This is a genomic window from Salmonella sp. 32070601201500089SM (assembly GCF_017573605.1).
Lineage (GTDB): Bacteria > Pseudomonadota > Gammaproteobacteria > Enterobacterales > Enterobacteriaceae > Salmonella > Salmonella enterica.
The window spans coordinates 414,288-427,963 of the sequence record NZ_JAGETK010000003.1; the positions used below are offsets into that span (position 1 = coordinate 414,288).

The window sequence follows — 13,676 nt, forward strand, 5'->3', positions numbered from 1 at the left end:
CTTTTCCTGAATCATTGTGCTAAGGAGAAAAGTATGAATAAAAGAGGAGCGTTGTTGAGCCTGCTGCTGTTATCCGCCAGCGTATCGGCATTTGCGGCATCCACCGAGAGTAAATCGGTTAAGTTTCCGCAGTGCGAAGGGCTGGATGCCGCCGGGATTGCGGCAAGCGTGAAGCGCGACTACCAGCAAAATCGTATCGTGCGGTGGGCCGACGACCAAAAAAAGGTCGGGCAGGCTGACCCGGTCGCGTGGGTTAATGTGCAGGACGTTGTGGGTCAAAATGATAAATGGACAGTTCCGCTAACTGTTCGCGGTAAAAGTGCCGACATTCATTATCAGGTCATCGTTGATTGCAAAGCCGGCAAGGCGGAATATAAGCCCCGCTAGCAGCGTAATTTGCGCTTCTTTTGCCGGAACAGACAATTCCTGACATCTCCTCAGGTACGCTTGACCATTATTGGTCTGTATTTGAGGGGTACTATGGCTAACTGGTTGAACCAATTACAATCACTTCTTGGGCAAAAAGGCGCTTCCGCATCGCCTTCCGGTGAACAGGGGTTAAATAAACTGCTGGTTCCCGGCGCGCTGGGCGGTCTGGCTGGACTGTTGGTCGCCAATAAGTCTTCGCGCAAATTATTAACTAAATACGGTACTGGCGCTTTGCTGGTGGGCGGCGGCGCGGTAGCGGGTTCCGTATTGTGGAATAAGTACAAAGATAAAGTACGCGCTGCGCATCAGGGGGAGCCGCAATTCGGCAGCCAAAGTACGCCGCTGGATGTTCGCACTGAGCGACTGATCCTGACACTGGTTTTTGCTGCAAAAAGCGATGGGCATATTGATGCCAAAGAACGCGCGGCGATTGAGCACCAACTGCGAGAATCAGGCGTGGAAGAGCAAGGGCGTGTGTTTATCGAGAAAGCTATTGAGCAGCCGCTTGATCCACAACGTCTGGCACAGGGCATTCGCAATGAAGAAGAAGCTCTGGAAATCTACTTCCTGAGCTGCGCCGCCATTGATATTGACCACTTTATGGAACGTAGCTATCTGAATGCGTTAGGAGACGCACTAAAAATTCCTCAGGAGGTTCGGGACGGTATCGAGCAGGACTTGCAGCAGCAAAAACAGGCGCTACCAGGCTGATAACCTGCCATTAAGTAACATGTTTCGCTTGCATCATGCGTGTCTTTTGCCACCCTTATAGGATGGATAGTTTACGTCATTCATGTTGCAAGATAGCGGCGAAGCAGTGACATCTCAGGCGCTTACCGAGGTGAGCGGACCGGGACTACCATGCTAAGCCGCTGTGTTTGCCGCGTGATATATAACAAATATTAACGCAAAAGAAAAAACGACATGTTGCCAAAAGCCAATCGAATTCCCTATGCCATGACCGTACATGGCGATACGCGCATTGATAATTATTACTGGCTGCGAGATGACACTCGCTCGCAGCCGGAAGTCCTTGATTACCTGCATCAGGAAAATGAGTATGGCCGGAAGGTCATGACCTCTCAGCAGGCGTTACAGGACCGCATTCTAAAAGAAATTATCGATCGCATCCCGCCCAGAGAAGTTTCCGCTCCGTATGTGAAAAATGGCTATCGCTACCGTTATATCTATGAACCCGGCTGCGAATATGCCATCTATCAACGACAATCGGCGTTAAGCGAAGAGTGGGATGTGTGGGAAACCTTGCTCGATGCGAACCAGCGGGCCGCGCACAGCGAATTTTATACGCTCGGCGGGCTTGCCATTACGCCGGATAATACCATCATGGCGCTGGCAGAAGATTATTTATCCCGTCGTCAGTATGGGTTGCGTTTTCGTAACCTCGAAAGCGGTAACTGGTATCCGGAACTGCTGGATAACGTTGCGCCTGAATTTGTCTGGGCCAATGATTCCCTGACTCTTTACTATGTGCGTAAGCATAAGAAGACGCTGCTGCCCTATCAGGTTTGGCGACACACGATTGGCACTCCGTCATCGCAAGATGAACTGGTATATGAAGAGAAAGACGATACCTTTTATGTCAGCCTGCATAAAACCACTTCGCAGCATTATGTGGTAATTCATCTTGCCAGCGCCACCACTAGCGAAGTGCTATTACTTGACGCGGAACTGGCCGATGCCGAGCCGTTTTCATTCTTACCGCGCCGCAAAGACCACGAATATAGTCTCGATCACTATCAACATAAGTTTTACCTGCGCTCTAACCGGAACGGTAAAAACTTTGGGTTGTACCGTACCCGCGTGCGCAATGAAAACGCCTGGGAAGAGCTGATCCCTCCGCGCGAGCATATTATGCTGGAAGGGTTTACCCTGTTTACCGACTGGTTAGTAGTAGAAGAGCGTCAACGGGGGCTTACCAGCCTGCGGCAAATTAACCGTAAAACCCGTGAAGTGATAGGCATCGCCTTTGACGATCCGGCTTACGTGACGTGGCTTGCCTATAATCCCGAACCTGAGACCTCCCGGCTGCGTTACGGCTATTCTTCAATGACGACGCCAGATACCTTGTTTGAACTGGATATGGATACCGGAGAGCGACGGGTACTTAAACAGACGGAAGTGCCTGGGTTTGATTCTGGCTGTTATCAGAGCGAACACCTGTGGATCACCGCGCGCGACGGCGTCGAAGTGCCGGTATCGCTAGTTTATCATCAGAAGTATTTTCGTAAAGGGCAAAATCCGCTTCTGGTTTACGGTTACGGATCTTACGGTTCCAGTATTGACGCCGACTTCAGCAGCAGCCGACTGAGCTTGCTGGATCGTGGCTTTGTTTACGCAATCGTACACGTTCGCGGCGGCGGTGAGCTGGGGCAGCAGTGGTATGAAGATGGCAAGTTCCTCAAAAAGCGGAATACTTTTAATGACTATCTTGATGCCTGCGATGCCTTATTAAAACTGGGTTACGGTTCGCCGTCGCTGTGTTATGGGATGGGCGGGAGCGCGGGCGGAATGCTAATGGGCGTCGCTATCAACGAACGCCCCGAGCTTTTCCACGGCGTTATTGCCCAGGTACCCTTTGTTGATGTATTAACCACGATGTTGGATGAGTCGATCCCACTAACGACAGGAGAGTTTGAAGAGTGGGGGAACCCGCAGGATATTGAATATTATGACTATATGAAAAGCTATAGTCCTTATGACAATGTCAAAGCGCAGGACTATCCGCACCTGCTGGTGACGACAGGATTGCACGACTCCCAGGTGCAATACTGGGAACCGGCGAAGTGGGTGGCAAAATTACGCGAGCTAAAAACGGACCAACGTCTGCTGCTGTTATGTACGGATATGGACTCCGGGCACGGTGGTAAGTCGGGGCGGTTTAAATCCTACGAAGGCGTCGCGCTGGAGTTCGCCTTTTTAATCGGCCTGGCGCAGGGAACCTTACATAGCGCATAGACGCGCGCCCGCAACGGCTTGTGAGCGTCGCGGGTTATTGTGGTGTTCCATTGCTGCGTTGCTCGCCAGCCTGAACATCTTCCAGGTAGTGTTTAAGCGTCAGGCGAAGTTCCGGGCTCATATTATCAAGGTTATTAAAAAGCCAGCGTAAATAGCCCGGATCGCGTTTTGCGACTTCAGATACCGCCTTACCGCGGTATTTACCGAACGGGAAAGTGGTTAACAGCGCAGGACGGCCCGTGATATTGACCATTTCTTCCGCGGTCCAGCCGGTGGTTCGCATAATATCAATCAGCAAGGCGGCGCTGATATAGCAATCATAAAGCGCCCGGTGATGATGCAGCCCCGGCGGCGTTTGTACGCTTAGTTTGCGCGATTTATAGAGCGCCATATTGCTGTATTTTATTCCCGGCCACAGGCGTCGCGACAACTTCATGGTACAGATCCACTCACCCGGCAATTCAGGTAATACGCGTCTGTCGAAACTGGCATTGTGAGCGACATACCACTCACTACCGTAATAAAGCGGTATGACATCTTCAATCCACGGCTTATCGGCGACCATGGCTTCGGTAATACGGTGTATCGCCATCGCCTGCGGCGTAATAGGGCGATCGGGGCGTATCAGGTGACTCATGGGATTGACAATGTTGCCATCAATGACATCTACAGAGGCTATCTCTACGATCCCGCCCTGCAGCCCGCAGGTTTCCGTGTCTATAATCCGCAACATGATTCATTCCTCACCCAAAGACCTTAGCGTAATGGAATGATATCGCCTTGCCAACCCTCGGTTGTGCGCAGGCCCGTCAGTAATAGCGAACCGCAATCGGCACGAACAATAAGTTGCCCGCTTTCATCCCACAGCGCGCTACTGCCACAGGCATTGGCCATCAGTACGGCCAGCGCATATTTATGCGAAAAACGTTGTAAGCGTGAGGTAGAAGCATGGAGTTCAGGTTCGTTAAGACATTGACTGGTTGTGAATAACGTAAATGAGGGATCTATATCACCACCTTCTGGCTGCTCATCCACCACGTTGATAGCGCTTCGCTGCCTGGCAATACAGGCGCCATGACTTTTGTGAAACATGAGCGGCGACGTTAGCCATGGGGCAAAAATAGCGATGCCTTTTACGAAGCGGCAGTTATGCTCAACAGGCATACCCACAATGATAGTCATATGGTGGGTATCGGCCGCATGAGTGAGCGGCTGTAAAAGCGCCTCGTCAGGCGGGGCGGGCAACGATTTATTTCTTTCGTCGCAGCCTAATAGCGACAGTGACGGAAAGACCAGCAGTTCGCACTGTTGACGAGCCGCAAGCTCAATATATTCCAGATGATGGGCGACATGCTCCGCCGGCGAAGCGTTCAGGGGCGCATACTGCGCAGCAGCAATTTTCCAGGAGGACATAATGACTTCCTTTTCATAGTCTCTACAGCCATTCTAAAAAGCATAGGTTAAGAATCGCCTTATAATGTAGTCGTCTGCATGTAAGGAAGTGTAACGTTATATAATTTTTATTTAACTTTGGGTTCGTAAGGGAGTCGGGATAGTGATACGGAAGCCAGACGATGGGCAATCAGCCGCTCACGAAACCAGGCGCGTAGATGCTCTGGCTGCTCACGTTCGACCGCCTCCGCGACAACTGGCATATTGTAGCGCTCTTTAAATGCCACCCCGGCTGCCGCCAGGTCCACATTGACTTTATCCATTTCCGCTTGTTCAAGCTGAGCCAGATTTGTTTTCATACGTGTCTCCTTTTTTGTTGCCGCCAGAAGGTACTAAGAGTCCGCGGTAATGGCAAGATGGAAATGATGATCCTCGACTCATTGATTGTTGAAGGTTATTCTTTGTAACGTAGGTATAACAAAAAGGAATAGTGAATATGGCTTCTTCTGCACCATCGCGACGTTTAGCTTTACTGCTGCTGGCATCGACATTTGTGACGCCAGCGGCCTGGGCACATGCGCACCTGACGCATCAGTATCCAGCGGCGAATGCTGCCGTTACTGCCTCGCCACAGGCGCTGACCCTGAATTTCTCTGAAGGGATTGAGCCAGGGTTCAGCGGCGCAACCATTACTGGCCCTCAGCAAGAGCTCATCAAAACGCGCCCGGCAAAGCGAAATGAACAGGATAAAACGCAGTTGATTATCCCGCTTGAGCAGCCGTTAAAATCTGGCGCTTACACGGTAGACTGGCACGTTGTGTCGGTGGATGGACATAAAACAAAAGGGAAATACACCTTCAGCGTGAAATAAATGATGCTGACATTCGTCTGGATAACTCTCCGATTTATTCATTTTGCTAGTTTGATGCTGGTCTACGGCTGCGCGCTTTACGGCGCCTGGCTGGCACCCGCACCAATTCGTCGTTTAATGACGCATCGATTTTTACATCTGCAACGACATGCCGCCGCCTGGAGCGTTATCAGCGCGGCTTTTATGCTGGCGATTCAGGGCGGGCTGATGGGCGGCGGCTGGCCCGATGTTTTTTCCGTCTCGGTGTGGGGCGCGGTACTGCAAACCCGCTTTGGCGCGGTCTGGATATGGCAAATTATCCTCGCGCTGGTCACGCTGGCGGTGGTAGTCATTGCGCCGGTAAAAATGCAACGACGGCTTCTTATTCTAACCGTTGCTCAGTTTATCCTGCTGGCAGGCGTTGGACATGCGACGATGCGCGACGGTGTAGCGGGAACATTACAGCAGATTAACCATGCTCTGCATTTACTCTGTGCCGCTGCCTGGTTTGGTGGGCTGTTGCCAGTGGTTTATTGTATGCGCATGGCTCAGGGACGCTGGCGTCAACATGCTATTAGCGCCATGATGCGTTTTTCTCGTTATGGTCACTTTTTTGTGGCGGGCGTATTGCTCACAGGCATTGGCAACACGCTATTTATCACGGGATTTACCGCTATCTGGCAGACCACCTATGGACAGTTGCTTTTGTTAAAATGTGCGCTGGTCGTGCTTATGGTAGCAATTGCGCTGACGAATCGGTATGTTCTCGTACCACGTATGCGACAGGAAAATCCCCGGACTGACCTATGGTTTGTCAGGATGACGCAAATTGAATGGGGAGTTGGAGGCATAGTTCTGGCGATCGTCAGCCTGTTTGCAACCCTCGAACCTTTCTGATGGACTGGCATAACGAATGAAAAAAATACTCCTTCCGGCGCTTCTGCTGGCCACTTCGGGCGTAGCGTTGGCGGCGCCGCAGGTGATTACCGTAAGTCGTTTTGAAGTAGGAAAAGACAAGTGGGCGTTTAATCGGGAAGAGGTCATGTTGACCTGTCGGCCTGGCCAGGCGCTCTATGTGATCAACCCCAGTACGCTGGTGCAGTATCCCTTGAATGCCATTGCCGAACAGCAAGTAGCGGAGGGTAAAACGCGCGCTCAGCCTATTGCCGTCATTCAAATCGATAACCCGGCGAAGCCCGGTGAGAAAATGAGTCTGGCGCCGTTTATCGAACGTGCGCAAAAGCTTTGTGATCCATCCAATAGCTGACTGATTTTTAATAAAAAACCGTAAACCTTCACGAAAAGGCTTACGGTTTTTTATCTCTGATGACAGACAAAACGCCAGGTTTTTTCAATCACCTTCGTCACAAACTGGAAAACCTGGCGTCGTCATCTATTCTTAAAGGGCAAGGCGATTTAGCCTGCATTAATGCCAACTTTTAGCGCACGGCTCTCTCCCAAGAGCCATTTCCCTGGACCGAATACAGGAATCGTATTCGGTCTCTTTTTATTTCGATTATAAATCAATTGGTTATGTGTTTTCCCTCGAAATTCCTCGAAATTTCCTCGAATTTCTGTATTCCGGTCTTTTTGGTTATATCACATCCAAATCCAGTTTAACATTTCTTTTACAACAAAATCAGAGCATCACGTAAGCTTTATTATCGCGTTCATCGAGATAGAGTTTCGTGGTGTTCTCTGAGGTGTGGCCCAGGAGTTTTTGAGCGAATTCCTCGCCGAGTTCGTCTTTGTACAGCCGACCAGCCAGGCTACGGATCTCGTGAAATGTCGGTGGGTTATCACTAAATTTAACGCCTGAAATTTTTCTGGCTTTTACAAATGTCTTTATCAATCCATCCGGGTGAATATTCCCGGTCGGGCTATTTTTCCTGATTCCGGCACTGATCATGAGATCGGTTCTGCTTACCAGCCGGCAGCGATCGATAACCGTTCCCGGACGTAACCCTGGCGCCTGAAGTGTCAGGGAGAGGGGAATGGCTATTTTCATTCCGGTTTTAATCTGAGTTACGTATAAGCGGTTGTCAAAAACATCACTAAATTTCATATTTACGATATCCTCCCTACGTTAACCAGTAACCAGCGCGAGATCCATCGCAAGAGGAAACCACACAGGCAGATGTTCTGCCGCCGTCCGCGTGGCGTTATATGTTTCCAGTTGCAGGCGTTCCCTGGCAACCTTAATTTCAGGTGCTCGGGTTGGCTCAACCGGATTCGTTGTTATTCTTCCTTCCACAATTGCCTCACGAAACATGTCAGATAGTACAGACCTCATCGCCCCCGCCATCGTGTTTTTACCTTCCGCGATCCATGACTCCAGAAACTCAGCAATATGCCGCGTGGTCACCTCTGCCAGTATCATTTCCCCCATTTTTTCGCTCACGGTCGCTAATTGATTACTGCGAATCTTGTAGGTATTAACCGACAGACTCCGGCGCTGTAATAAAACCTCATAGCGATCAATCCATGCGGACACAGTGAATGAGTCCGCTACCGGGCAGGAATGACGTGTGAACGAGTATATGATTCGGTGAGAGAGTCAAATAATTACAGGAGGCATTGAAACTCCCCCTGTAATATTGCTGTAAAAAAGTGACTACATATCATCAGATGGAACCAGATGAATAAGAACAGGTTTTTCACCAGATGAAACTGATAAGTACTCACTCAGTTTTGATATAGCTGAAATCTGTCTGAATAACCTGTCGGGGTGCTGGAATAACAACTTTCCGGAAATTCTTCTGCAATGTATTTTACTTTTAGTGACCATTCGCCTCCTTATCTGTAGAGGTGGGTAACGAATTTAAAAAGCATTCTGCTTACTTAGGGGGAACATCCTGATGACTGCCTGCAATATTGCAAATTCCATTTTCATTGTATGAACCACCTGAATCAAGGCACTCATCTTCCATCAGGAATTTCTGCGACCACATACCTGCATAAAAAACGATAATAATGGCTACGATAATAGTGATGATGTTTTTCATTTATGTTCTCTGTGTGTTGTTATTGAAAATGATAATCAATATCGCAAAATGAAATAAATAATCATTAAGTGGTAGTTGTTGATAATTGTTCGCATTTTAAAAAGGTACTCCCGGCGGGGCGGTCTGCCACGGGACGGCAGCGGCGCGGGATTTGGCGCATTTTTGATTTTTCATGCATCATCATCATGTTGTAACTCTCTGTTTTAATGTCATTTATTTTTAAAAGATGATGGTTTGTATGTTTTTTGTTCATTATATTTTGTTTTTCCGGGGGAGGGCGCGCTAAGAAACAGCCCCAGAGGTAAAAATGGATGACGAACTGAAGAACCTCAAATGCAATATCTGTCAGCTTGCCGCTATTACAGGGTTACATCGACAGACGGTTGTCAGTCGCCTCTCGGGCGTTCCCCTGGCACTGGGAAGCAATGAAAAAAACAAGCTGTATCTCCTGACGGATGTGATCCGCGTACTGATGGAAACGCCCGTTTCCCAGGCTGCTGAACATCAGGACCCGAATAAAATGACTCCAAAAGAGCGTAAGAACTGGTTTGACTCCGAAAAGGGGCGTTTCTGGCTGGAAAAAGAGATGAAGCAGGTCGTCCCGTTGCCGGAAGTCCGTCAACAAATGGCGGCGATAGTCAAGGCCATTACGCAGGTACTTGAAGTCTGGTCGGATAAACTGGAAAGGGATAAGGGATGGTCTGCGGATCAGCTAAACGAGGCCCAGGATGTGGTGGATGAGGCCAGAATACTGTTAGTTAAGGCAATACAGGAGACCGCAGACGATGACGGGGAATAAATATGGCTCCGCAGCGGCAGTACGCCGGGAGGTTGCTGAATATCTCAGGCCTCCACGCAGAATGCCGGTAGCGGAAGGAATAAAACAATTTATGTTTGTTCCCCGCGGTGCCAATACGGCGGTTCCTTGGGATGACACGTTAGCGTCTCAGTCCTTCCCGAAATGACAACAACGTCCACGATAAAATGTTTCGTGATGGTTCATTCCTGCAAATTGGCTGGCCGTCCATAACCGTTTTTTCTTCGTCGGATTACAAGCGGGTGGCGCTGACCGACTATGACCGTTTCCCTGAAGATATCGATGGCGAGGGAGATGGTTTTTCCCTGGCATCCAAACGTACCACCACCTTTATGTCTGCGGGGATGACACTGGCAGAGAGTTCGCCTGGTCGGGAAATCACCGATGTGAAATGGCGGCGTTCTTCGCCGCACGAGGCCCCACCCACGACAGGCATTCTTTCTCTTTATAACCGGGGCGATCGCCGTCGGTGGTACTGGCCCTGTCCACACTGCGGCGACTGGTTCCAGCCAGCGATGGAAAACATGGTGGGGTATGGGGGAGGTACAGACCAAAGCCCCGCTGGACAGTCCGGCACTGACCGGTACGCCAACGGCACCAATGCCGGAAACCACAGCTGCAGGTATTGAAATTGCCACGGCAGCGTTTGTGGTTGCGAAAGTGGCGCAGTTGGTTGGTTCTGCGCCGGAAGCGCTGGACACCCTGCAGGAACTGGCTGACGCGTTGGGAAACGATCCGAACTTTGCCATCACGGTACTGAATAAACTGGCGGGCAAGCAGCCGCTGGACGAAACCCTGACGGCGCTGTCAGGAAAAAGCGCTGATGGTTTTATCGAATACGTTGGTTTACGGGAAACGATAAATCATGCCGCCGATGCGTTACAAAAATCACAGAACGGTGGCGATATTCCGGAAAAGCCGCTGTTTGTACAAAATATCGGAGCGCTCCCTGCATCAGGTACGGCTGTTGCAGCGAACAGACTGGCATCACGCGGCGGGCTTCCGGCACTGACTGGTACGACAAGAGGCAGTGATAGCGGCCTGATAATGGGCGAGGTTTACAATAACGGTTACCCAACGCAATACGGGAATATTTTGCGTCTGACCGGAACCGGTGATGGAGAGTATTAATCGGATGGAGTGGGGTTAATGGTGCTCCTGCACCTGCATATATTCGCAGCCATCGAGATACCGCCGACGCTGAGTGGTCAGAATGGGCGATGTTCTACACCTCACTAAATCCGCCACCGGATTCGTATCCAGTAGGTGCGGCGATAGCATGGCCGTCTGATGCTACTCCGGCAGGTTACGCTCTGATGCAGGGGCAATCGTTTGATAAATCTGCTTACCCGTTACTGGCTATAGCGTATCCGTCCGGCATTATCCCTGACATGTGAGGCTGGACAATCAAAGGTAAACCCGCCAGTGGGCGAGCTGTACTTTCTCAGGAGATGGACGGCAACAAATCGCACTCGTACACCGCGCGGGCGCAGGATATCGACTTAGGGACAAAAACTACCTCATCCTTTGATTACGGCACGAAATCGACCAATACCACGGGCAATCATACTAACCAGTTCGGCGGTTATATCAACTCATACTGGGGAGATTCCAATCACACTTCATTTCAGCTAGGAGGTGGTGCGTGGACACAGGCCGCTGGCGACCATGCGCATACAGTTTATATCGGAGGACACGAGCACACCATGTATATCGGTCCACACGGACACGTCGTTATTGTGGACGCAGACGGTAATGCGGAAACCTTTGGTCTTATGGACGGCGGTGTGGATGCTGCTATTACGGCATATTTCGGGTCGCAATTACAGGAACGGGTACAGCAAAATATCATCCGTGAATACCTGGGGGAACAGCCCGTCGGCACCGCCTTTGTTATTGAAACGGGTAACAGTAAACATCCGTGGCTGGTTCACGCCCCGACGATGCGCGTTCCGCTGATTATTGACGGCACCGACGCGGTTTATAATGCAACACGGGCTGCGTTACTGGCAATTTTTCAGCACAATAAAAGCGCCGGAGAAGACCGGAAAATTACATCTGTTGCATTACCTGCAATGGGGGCCGGATGTGGTCAGGTCCCCCCGGACAGCGTCGCCCGGCAAATTGTACTGATATAGCCCCTCCTGATATTCCCTCCAGTCATATTGCTGTTTTTGACGCTGAAACCCAAACGTGGAGTCTGCAGGAGGATCACCGCGGCGAGACGGTTTACGACACAACAACCGGCAATCAGGTTTATATCTCCGATCTTGGTCCGCTACCTGAAAACGTCACATCAGTTTCACCAGGTGGTGGATACAAAAAATGGGATAGTAAGGCTCAGGTCTGGATGAATGATGAAGCTGCGGAGGCCGCAGCCAGACTTCGTGAAGCTGAAGGAACGAAAAACAGACTCCTGCAAATAGCGTCTGAAAAAATCGCGCCGTTACAGGATGCAGTGGATCTGGACAAAGCAACCAATAAAGAAAAAGCTTCTCTTCTGGCATGGAGAAAGTACCGGGTACAGGTAAACCGTGTTGATACTTTAAAGCCTGTCTGGCCGGAGAAACCAGCCAGTAGTTTATAATTTGTCAGGAAAGCTCAGGCCTTATTTATAGCAAATATGAAGAAGGCCTGTCTGTCATAACTGATATGGTTACTGGTTAGTATATTAAATTTATACTCAATAACCTCTACACATTTTAAACCAATCTTCAGGGAAGGGTATGCCAGCAGGCCAAAGATTACACCACTTTTGAGGCATTGGCTTAATTGTTTCTTCTTTTTTATGATCTTGAGAGTCTGCCGCTATTGTAAGAGCAGGATATAGTGAAGATGGTAATATTAAAACCATTGCTAAAAATACGCTCTTGACGTGTTTCATAATATGTTACCTGTTAAATTGTGGCACACTATCCTTACGGTTACAGCATCCTTTACTATAGATATTAAACGTTATTCATTACCATCAGGTGAGTAAATAAAAACCATTTATAAAATATTTGACTTAAATAAAAATGATAAGCACTATTATATTTTATTTCCAATGTAAATTAATTCATGTGAAAGTGATTTCATGTGCTTTTCAAATCATGGCTGGCTCGCTCCCCCGGAGGAACAGGCCAGTTAACATTATCAGGAGTGTTTGTTATATCAATCAACTTCACTTCATTCTTGTAAGCCAGCCACACTAACAGTTTTGATCCTGTCCGCGTATTGTGGACACAGCCTTAAGCGAGGTTCTGGTTTTCAAATTGTTCCGGACTGAGATCGCCGCAGACCCTGATGGCGCAGGCTGGACGCTATCGTTTTTACATTGTACCTCAGGCCCCAGGTTCACTTCCTCAGCAAGCCGGGGCGCACCGTAGCGCTGTTTTGCCTGGCTGAAGGCCTCTCTTACGACATTGTCGCAGTCTTGGCGGAACTGCTGGTGGGTATTAACGACTGTGCGCCTTGTTTGCCAATGCCGATTCCGAACTCATTCTGACGCCGATCATCATTGCCGTGTTGCTCGCGCCTGGTTTCAGCAAAAGCACCACGCTGGCTATACTGCATTTCTTTTTCCGCAGGGAGAAGTGAGTAAATGAGTATGGAAATGGAGCTTTCCCTATAATGGCGGCTGAAGCTAATCACGTGTCATGTATTGCAAATGTCAAAGTGATAAATAAAGTTTCAACAGTCTGTGTTTTTTGTGAAAACGACTCGCTATGGTGCTAACCCTATATGAGGGACTGATTGAACATCAGATATATCCCGGCTTATTTAATACTGCTTACTATGAGGGTAATAATATGTTTTCTCTTATTAAATCACGTAAAGTTTTATTCATAACAACTCTTCTGCTGTTGTCGTCTGCTGCCCAGCCAGCGTTCGCCCTGGGGTGCATAGGGGACGGTGGTAGCACTGCAGACTGTGCAAAGGTTTGTTCCCTGGCGGCAGGTTTAGGCCCCCTTGGTTTTCTCATTTGCTTTTAATGTCTGAGAAGTGGTTATCCTGAGCCTTTCCTGTTCATGTAGTGAAGGCCCATTCAGAACATCATATTTAAACTATCGTAATGGAACAAAGAGTTACTTTAAAGAGTGAGTTGCCACGGATAATCTAGACACTTTCGAGTCGTCGGTAATATCGGTTTTCATATTCTGTCGGTGGCATCTTATCGCTCGAACCATGCCGACGCTTACTGTTATAAAACATTTCGATGTAATCA

Annotated in this window: 14 protein-coding genes and 7 pseudogenes; 13 read left to right on the forward strand and 8 right to left on the reverse strand. The window is 49.3% G+C overall.

Features of this window, described 5'->3' with window-relative positions:
• Positions 1-33: 33 nt before the first annotated feature.
• The 3 genes from yebF to ptrB all read left to right on the forward strand — a co-directional run bounded on the left by yebF (position 34) and on the right by ptrB (position 3,405).
• Positions 34-387: a protein YebF gene (gene yebF / locus J4728_RS07975; protein ID WP_001042123.1), complete on the forward strand. Its 354-nt coding sequence runs from the start codon at positions 34-36 to the stop codon at positions 385-387.
• Positions 388-480: 93 nt separating this feature from the next.
• Positions 481-1,140 carry a tellurite resistance TerB family protein gene (locus J4728_RS07980; protein ID WP_208211544.1) on the forward strand — a complete coding sequence of 220 codons (660 nt, stop codon included), beginning with the start codon at positions 481-483 and terminating at the stop codon, positions 1,138-1,140.
• 213 nt (positions 1,141-1,353) lie between these two features.
• Positions 1,354-3,405: an oligopeptidase B gene (gene ptrB, locus J4728_RS07985; protein ID WP_000936999.1), complete on the forward strand. Its 2,052-nt coding sequence runs from the start codon at positions 1,354-1,356 to the stop codon at positions 3,403-3,405.
• A 34-nt stretch (positions 3,406-3,439) separates the two neighbouring features.
• On the opposite strand, the gene exoX is transcribed toward ptrB, so the two are convergent.
• From exoX to J4728_RS08000, 3 genes are all read right to left on the reverse strand, one after another.
• A complete protein-coding gene (gene exoX / locus J4728_RS07990) occupies positions 3,440-4,138 on the reverse strand; it encodes an exodeoxyribonuclease X (protein ID WP_208211546.1) in 699 nt (232 codons plus the stop codon).
• Between the two features lie 23 nt (positions 4,139-4,161).
• Positions 4,162-4,818 (reverse strand): carbon-nitrogen hydrolase family protein, encoded by a 657-nt coding sequence (locus J4728_RS07995; protein WP_000100257.1) that lies wholly within the window; start codon positions 4,816-4,818, stop codon positions 4,162-4,164.
• Between the two features lie 107 nt (positions 4,819-4,925).
• A complete protein-coding gene (locus J4728_RS08000) occupies positions 4,926-5,156 on the reverse strand; it encodes a DNA polymerase III subunit theta (RefSeq protein WP_000856224.1) in 231 nt (76 codons plus the stop codon).
• Between the two features lie 137 nt (positions 5,157-5,293).
• Between J4728_RS08000 and yobA the strand changes: the two genes are divergently transcribed.
• From yobA to J4728_RS08015, 3 genes are read left to right on the forward strand one after another with little or no spacing between them, the layout of a single operon-like run.
• Entirely contained in the window at positions 5,294-5,668 is a 375-nt protein-coding gene (gene yobA / locus J4728_RS08005) for a CopC domain-containing protein YobA (RefSeq protein ID WP_000168395.1), read from the forward strand.
• On the forward strand, positions 5,669-6,544 hold the full coding sequence (copD, locus tag J4728_RS08010) for a copper homeostasis membrane protein CopD (protein ID WP_208211548.1): 876 nt from the start codon (positions 5,669-5,671) through the stop codon (positions 6,542-6,544).
• Between the two features lie 16 nt (positions 6,545-6,560).
• Positions 6,561-6,914 carry a YebY family protein gene (locus J4728_RS08015; protein WP_000722368.1) on the forward strand — a complete coding sequence of 118 codons (354 nt, stop codon included), beginning with the start codon at positions 6,561-6,563 and terminating at the stop codon, positions 6,912-6,914.
• 372 nt (positions 6,915-7,286) lie between these two features.
• Here J4728_RS08015 and J4728_RS24270 read toward each other — a convergent pair.
• Positions 7,287-8,153, reverse strand: a pseudogene (locus J4728_RS24270) (tyrosine-type recombinase/integrase); the annotation flags it as partial.
• Between J4728_RS24270 and J4728_RS23910 the strand changes: the two are divergent.
• A pseudogene (locus J4728_RS23910) lies at positions 8,154-8,228 on the forward strand (DUF2514 domain-containing protein); the annotation flags it as partial.
• Between the two features lie 256 nt (positions 8,229-8,484).
• On the opposite strand, the gene J4728_RS08030 reads toward J4728_RS23910, so the two are convergent.
• Both J4728_RS08030 and J4728_RS08035 read right to left on the reverse strand, forming a co-directional pair.
• Complete coding sequence (locus tag J4728_RS08030) at positions 8,485-8,652, reverse strand: lytic enzyme (RefSeq protein WP_000789530.1); 168 nt, start codon at positions 8,650-8,652, stop codon at positions 8,485-8,487.
• 64 nt (positions 8,653-8,716) lie between these two features.
• The gene (locus tag J4728_RS08035; protein WP_001532317.1) at positions 8,717-8,905 is read right to left on the reverse strand and encodes a hypothetical protein; all 189 of its coding nucleotides are present in this window, start codon (positions 8,903-8,905) and stop codon (positions 8,717-8,719) included.
• A gap of 54 nt (positions 8,906-8,959) precedes the next feature.
• Here J4728_RS08035 and J4728_RS08040 point away from each other — a divergent pair, with 54 nt between their 5' ends.
• The 5 genes and pseudogenes from J4728_RS08040 to J4728_RS23920 form a co-directional block, all read left to right on the forward strand.
• Positions 8,960-9,451 carry a DUF1441 family protein gene (locus J4728_RS08040; RefSeq protein ID WP_001623776.1) on the forward strand — a complete coding sequence of 164 codons (492 nt, stop codon included), beginning with the start codon at positions 8,960-8,962 and terminating at the stop codon, positions 9,449-9,451.
• Positions 9,438-10,041: pseudogene (locus tag J4728_RS08045) on the forward strand (phage terminase large subunit family protein); the annotation flags it as partial. The gene J4728_RS08040 and the pseudogene J4728_RS08045, both read left to right, overlap by 14 nt.
• A pseudogene (locus J4728_RS08050) lies at positions 10,004-11,235 on the forward strand (tail fiber protein); the annotation flags it as partial. The pseudogenes J4728_RS08045 and J4728_RS08050, both read left to right, overlap by 38 nt.
• Positions 11,227-11,601 (forward strand): annotated as a pseudogene (locus tag J4728_RS23915) (macro domain-containing protein); the annotation flags it as partial. The pseudogenes J4728_RS08050 and J4728_RS23915, both read left to right, overlap by 9 nt.
• A pseudogene (locus J4728_RS23920) lies at positions 11,568-12,056 on the forward strand (tail fiber assembly protein); the annotation flags it as partial. The pseudogenes J4728_RS23915 and J4728_RS23920, both read left to right, overlap by 34 nt.
• Positions 12,057-12,152: 96 nt before the next feature.
• Here the strand turns inward: J4728_RS23920 and pagK are convergent.
• Entirely contained in the window at positions 12,153-12,353 is a 201-nt protein-coding gene (pagK, locus tag J4728_RS08060) for a vesicle-borne virulence factor PagK (protein ID WP_010989029.1), read from the reverse strand.
• Positions 12,354-12,730: 377 nt separating this feature from the next.
• Positions 12,731-12,932 (reverse strand): annotated as a pseudogene (locus J4728_RS23925) (IS3 family transposase); the annotation flags it as partial.
• Here J4728_RS23925 and J4728_RS08065 point away from each other — a divergent pair.
• Entirely contained in the window at positions 12,923-13,048 is a 126-nt protein-coding gene (locus tag J4728_RS08065; protein WP_000457876.1) for a hypothetical protein, read from the forward strand. The pseudogene J4728_RS23925 and the gene J4728_RS08065 overlap by 10 nt on opposite strands.
• Positions 13,049-13,676: the final 628 nt, after the last annotated feature.

Bases quoted from the DNA above. Each gene is read 5' to 3' on its own strand.
- yebF (WP_001042123.1), top strand. From the start codon at position 34: ATGAATAAAAGAGGAGCGTTGTTGAGCCTGCTGCTGTTATCCGCCAGC.
- J4728_RS07980 (WP_208211544.1), top strand. From the start codon at position 481: ATGGCTAACTGGTTGAACCAATTACAATCACTTCTTGGGCAAAAAGGC.
- ptrB (WP_000936999.1), top strand. From the start codon at position 1,354: ATGTTGCCAAAAGCCAATCGAATTCCCTATGCCATGACCGTACATGGC.
- exoX (WP_208211546.1), bottom strand. From the start codon at position 4,138: ATGTTGCGGATTATAGACACGGAAACCTGCGGGCTGCAGGGCGGGATC.
- J4728_RS07995 (WP_000100257.1), bottom strand. From the start codon at position 4,818: ATGTCCTCCTGGAAAATTGCTGCTGCGCAGTATGCGCCCCTGAACGCT.
- J4728_RS08000 (WP_000856224.1), bottom strand. From the start codon at position 5,156: ATGAAAACAAATCTGGCTCAGCTTGAACAAGCGGAAATGGATAAAGTC.
- yobA (WP_000168395.1), top strand. From the start codon at position 5,294: ATGGCTTCTTCTGCACCATCGCGACGTTTAGCTTTACTGCTGCTGGCA.
- copD (WP_208211548.1), top strand. From the start codon at position 5,669: ATGATGCTGACATTCGTCTGGATAACTCTCCGATTTATTCATTTTGCT.
- J4728_RS08015 (WP_000722368.1), top strand. From the start codon at position 6,561: ATGAAAAAAATACTCCTTCCGGCGCTTCTGCTGGCCACTTCGGGCGTA.
- J4728_RS08030 (WP_000789530.1), bottom strand. From the start codon at position 8,652: ATGAAAAACATCATCACTATTATCGTAGCCATTATTATCGTTTTTTAT.
- J4728_RS08035 (WP_001532317.1), bottom strand. From the start codon at position 8,905: ATGAACAAAAAACATACAAACCATCATCTTTTAAAAATAAATGACATT.
- J4728_RS08040 (WP_001623776.1), top strand. From the start codon at position 8,960: ATGGATGACGAACTGAAGAACCTCAAATGCAATATCTGTCAGCTTGCC.
- pagK (WP_010989029.1), bottom strand. From the start codon at position 12,353: ATGAAACACGTCAAGAGCGTATTTTTAGCAATGGTTTTAATATTACCA.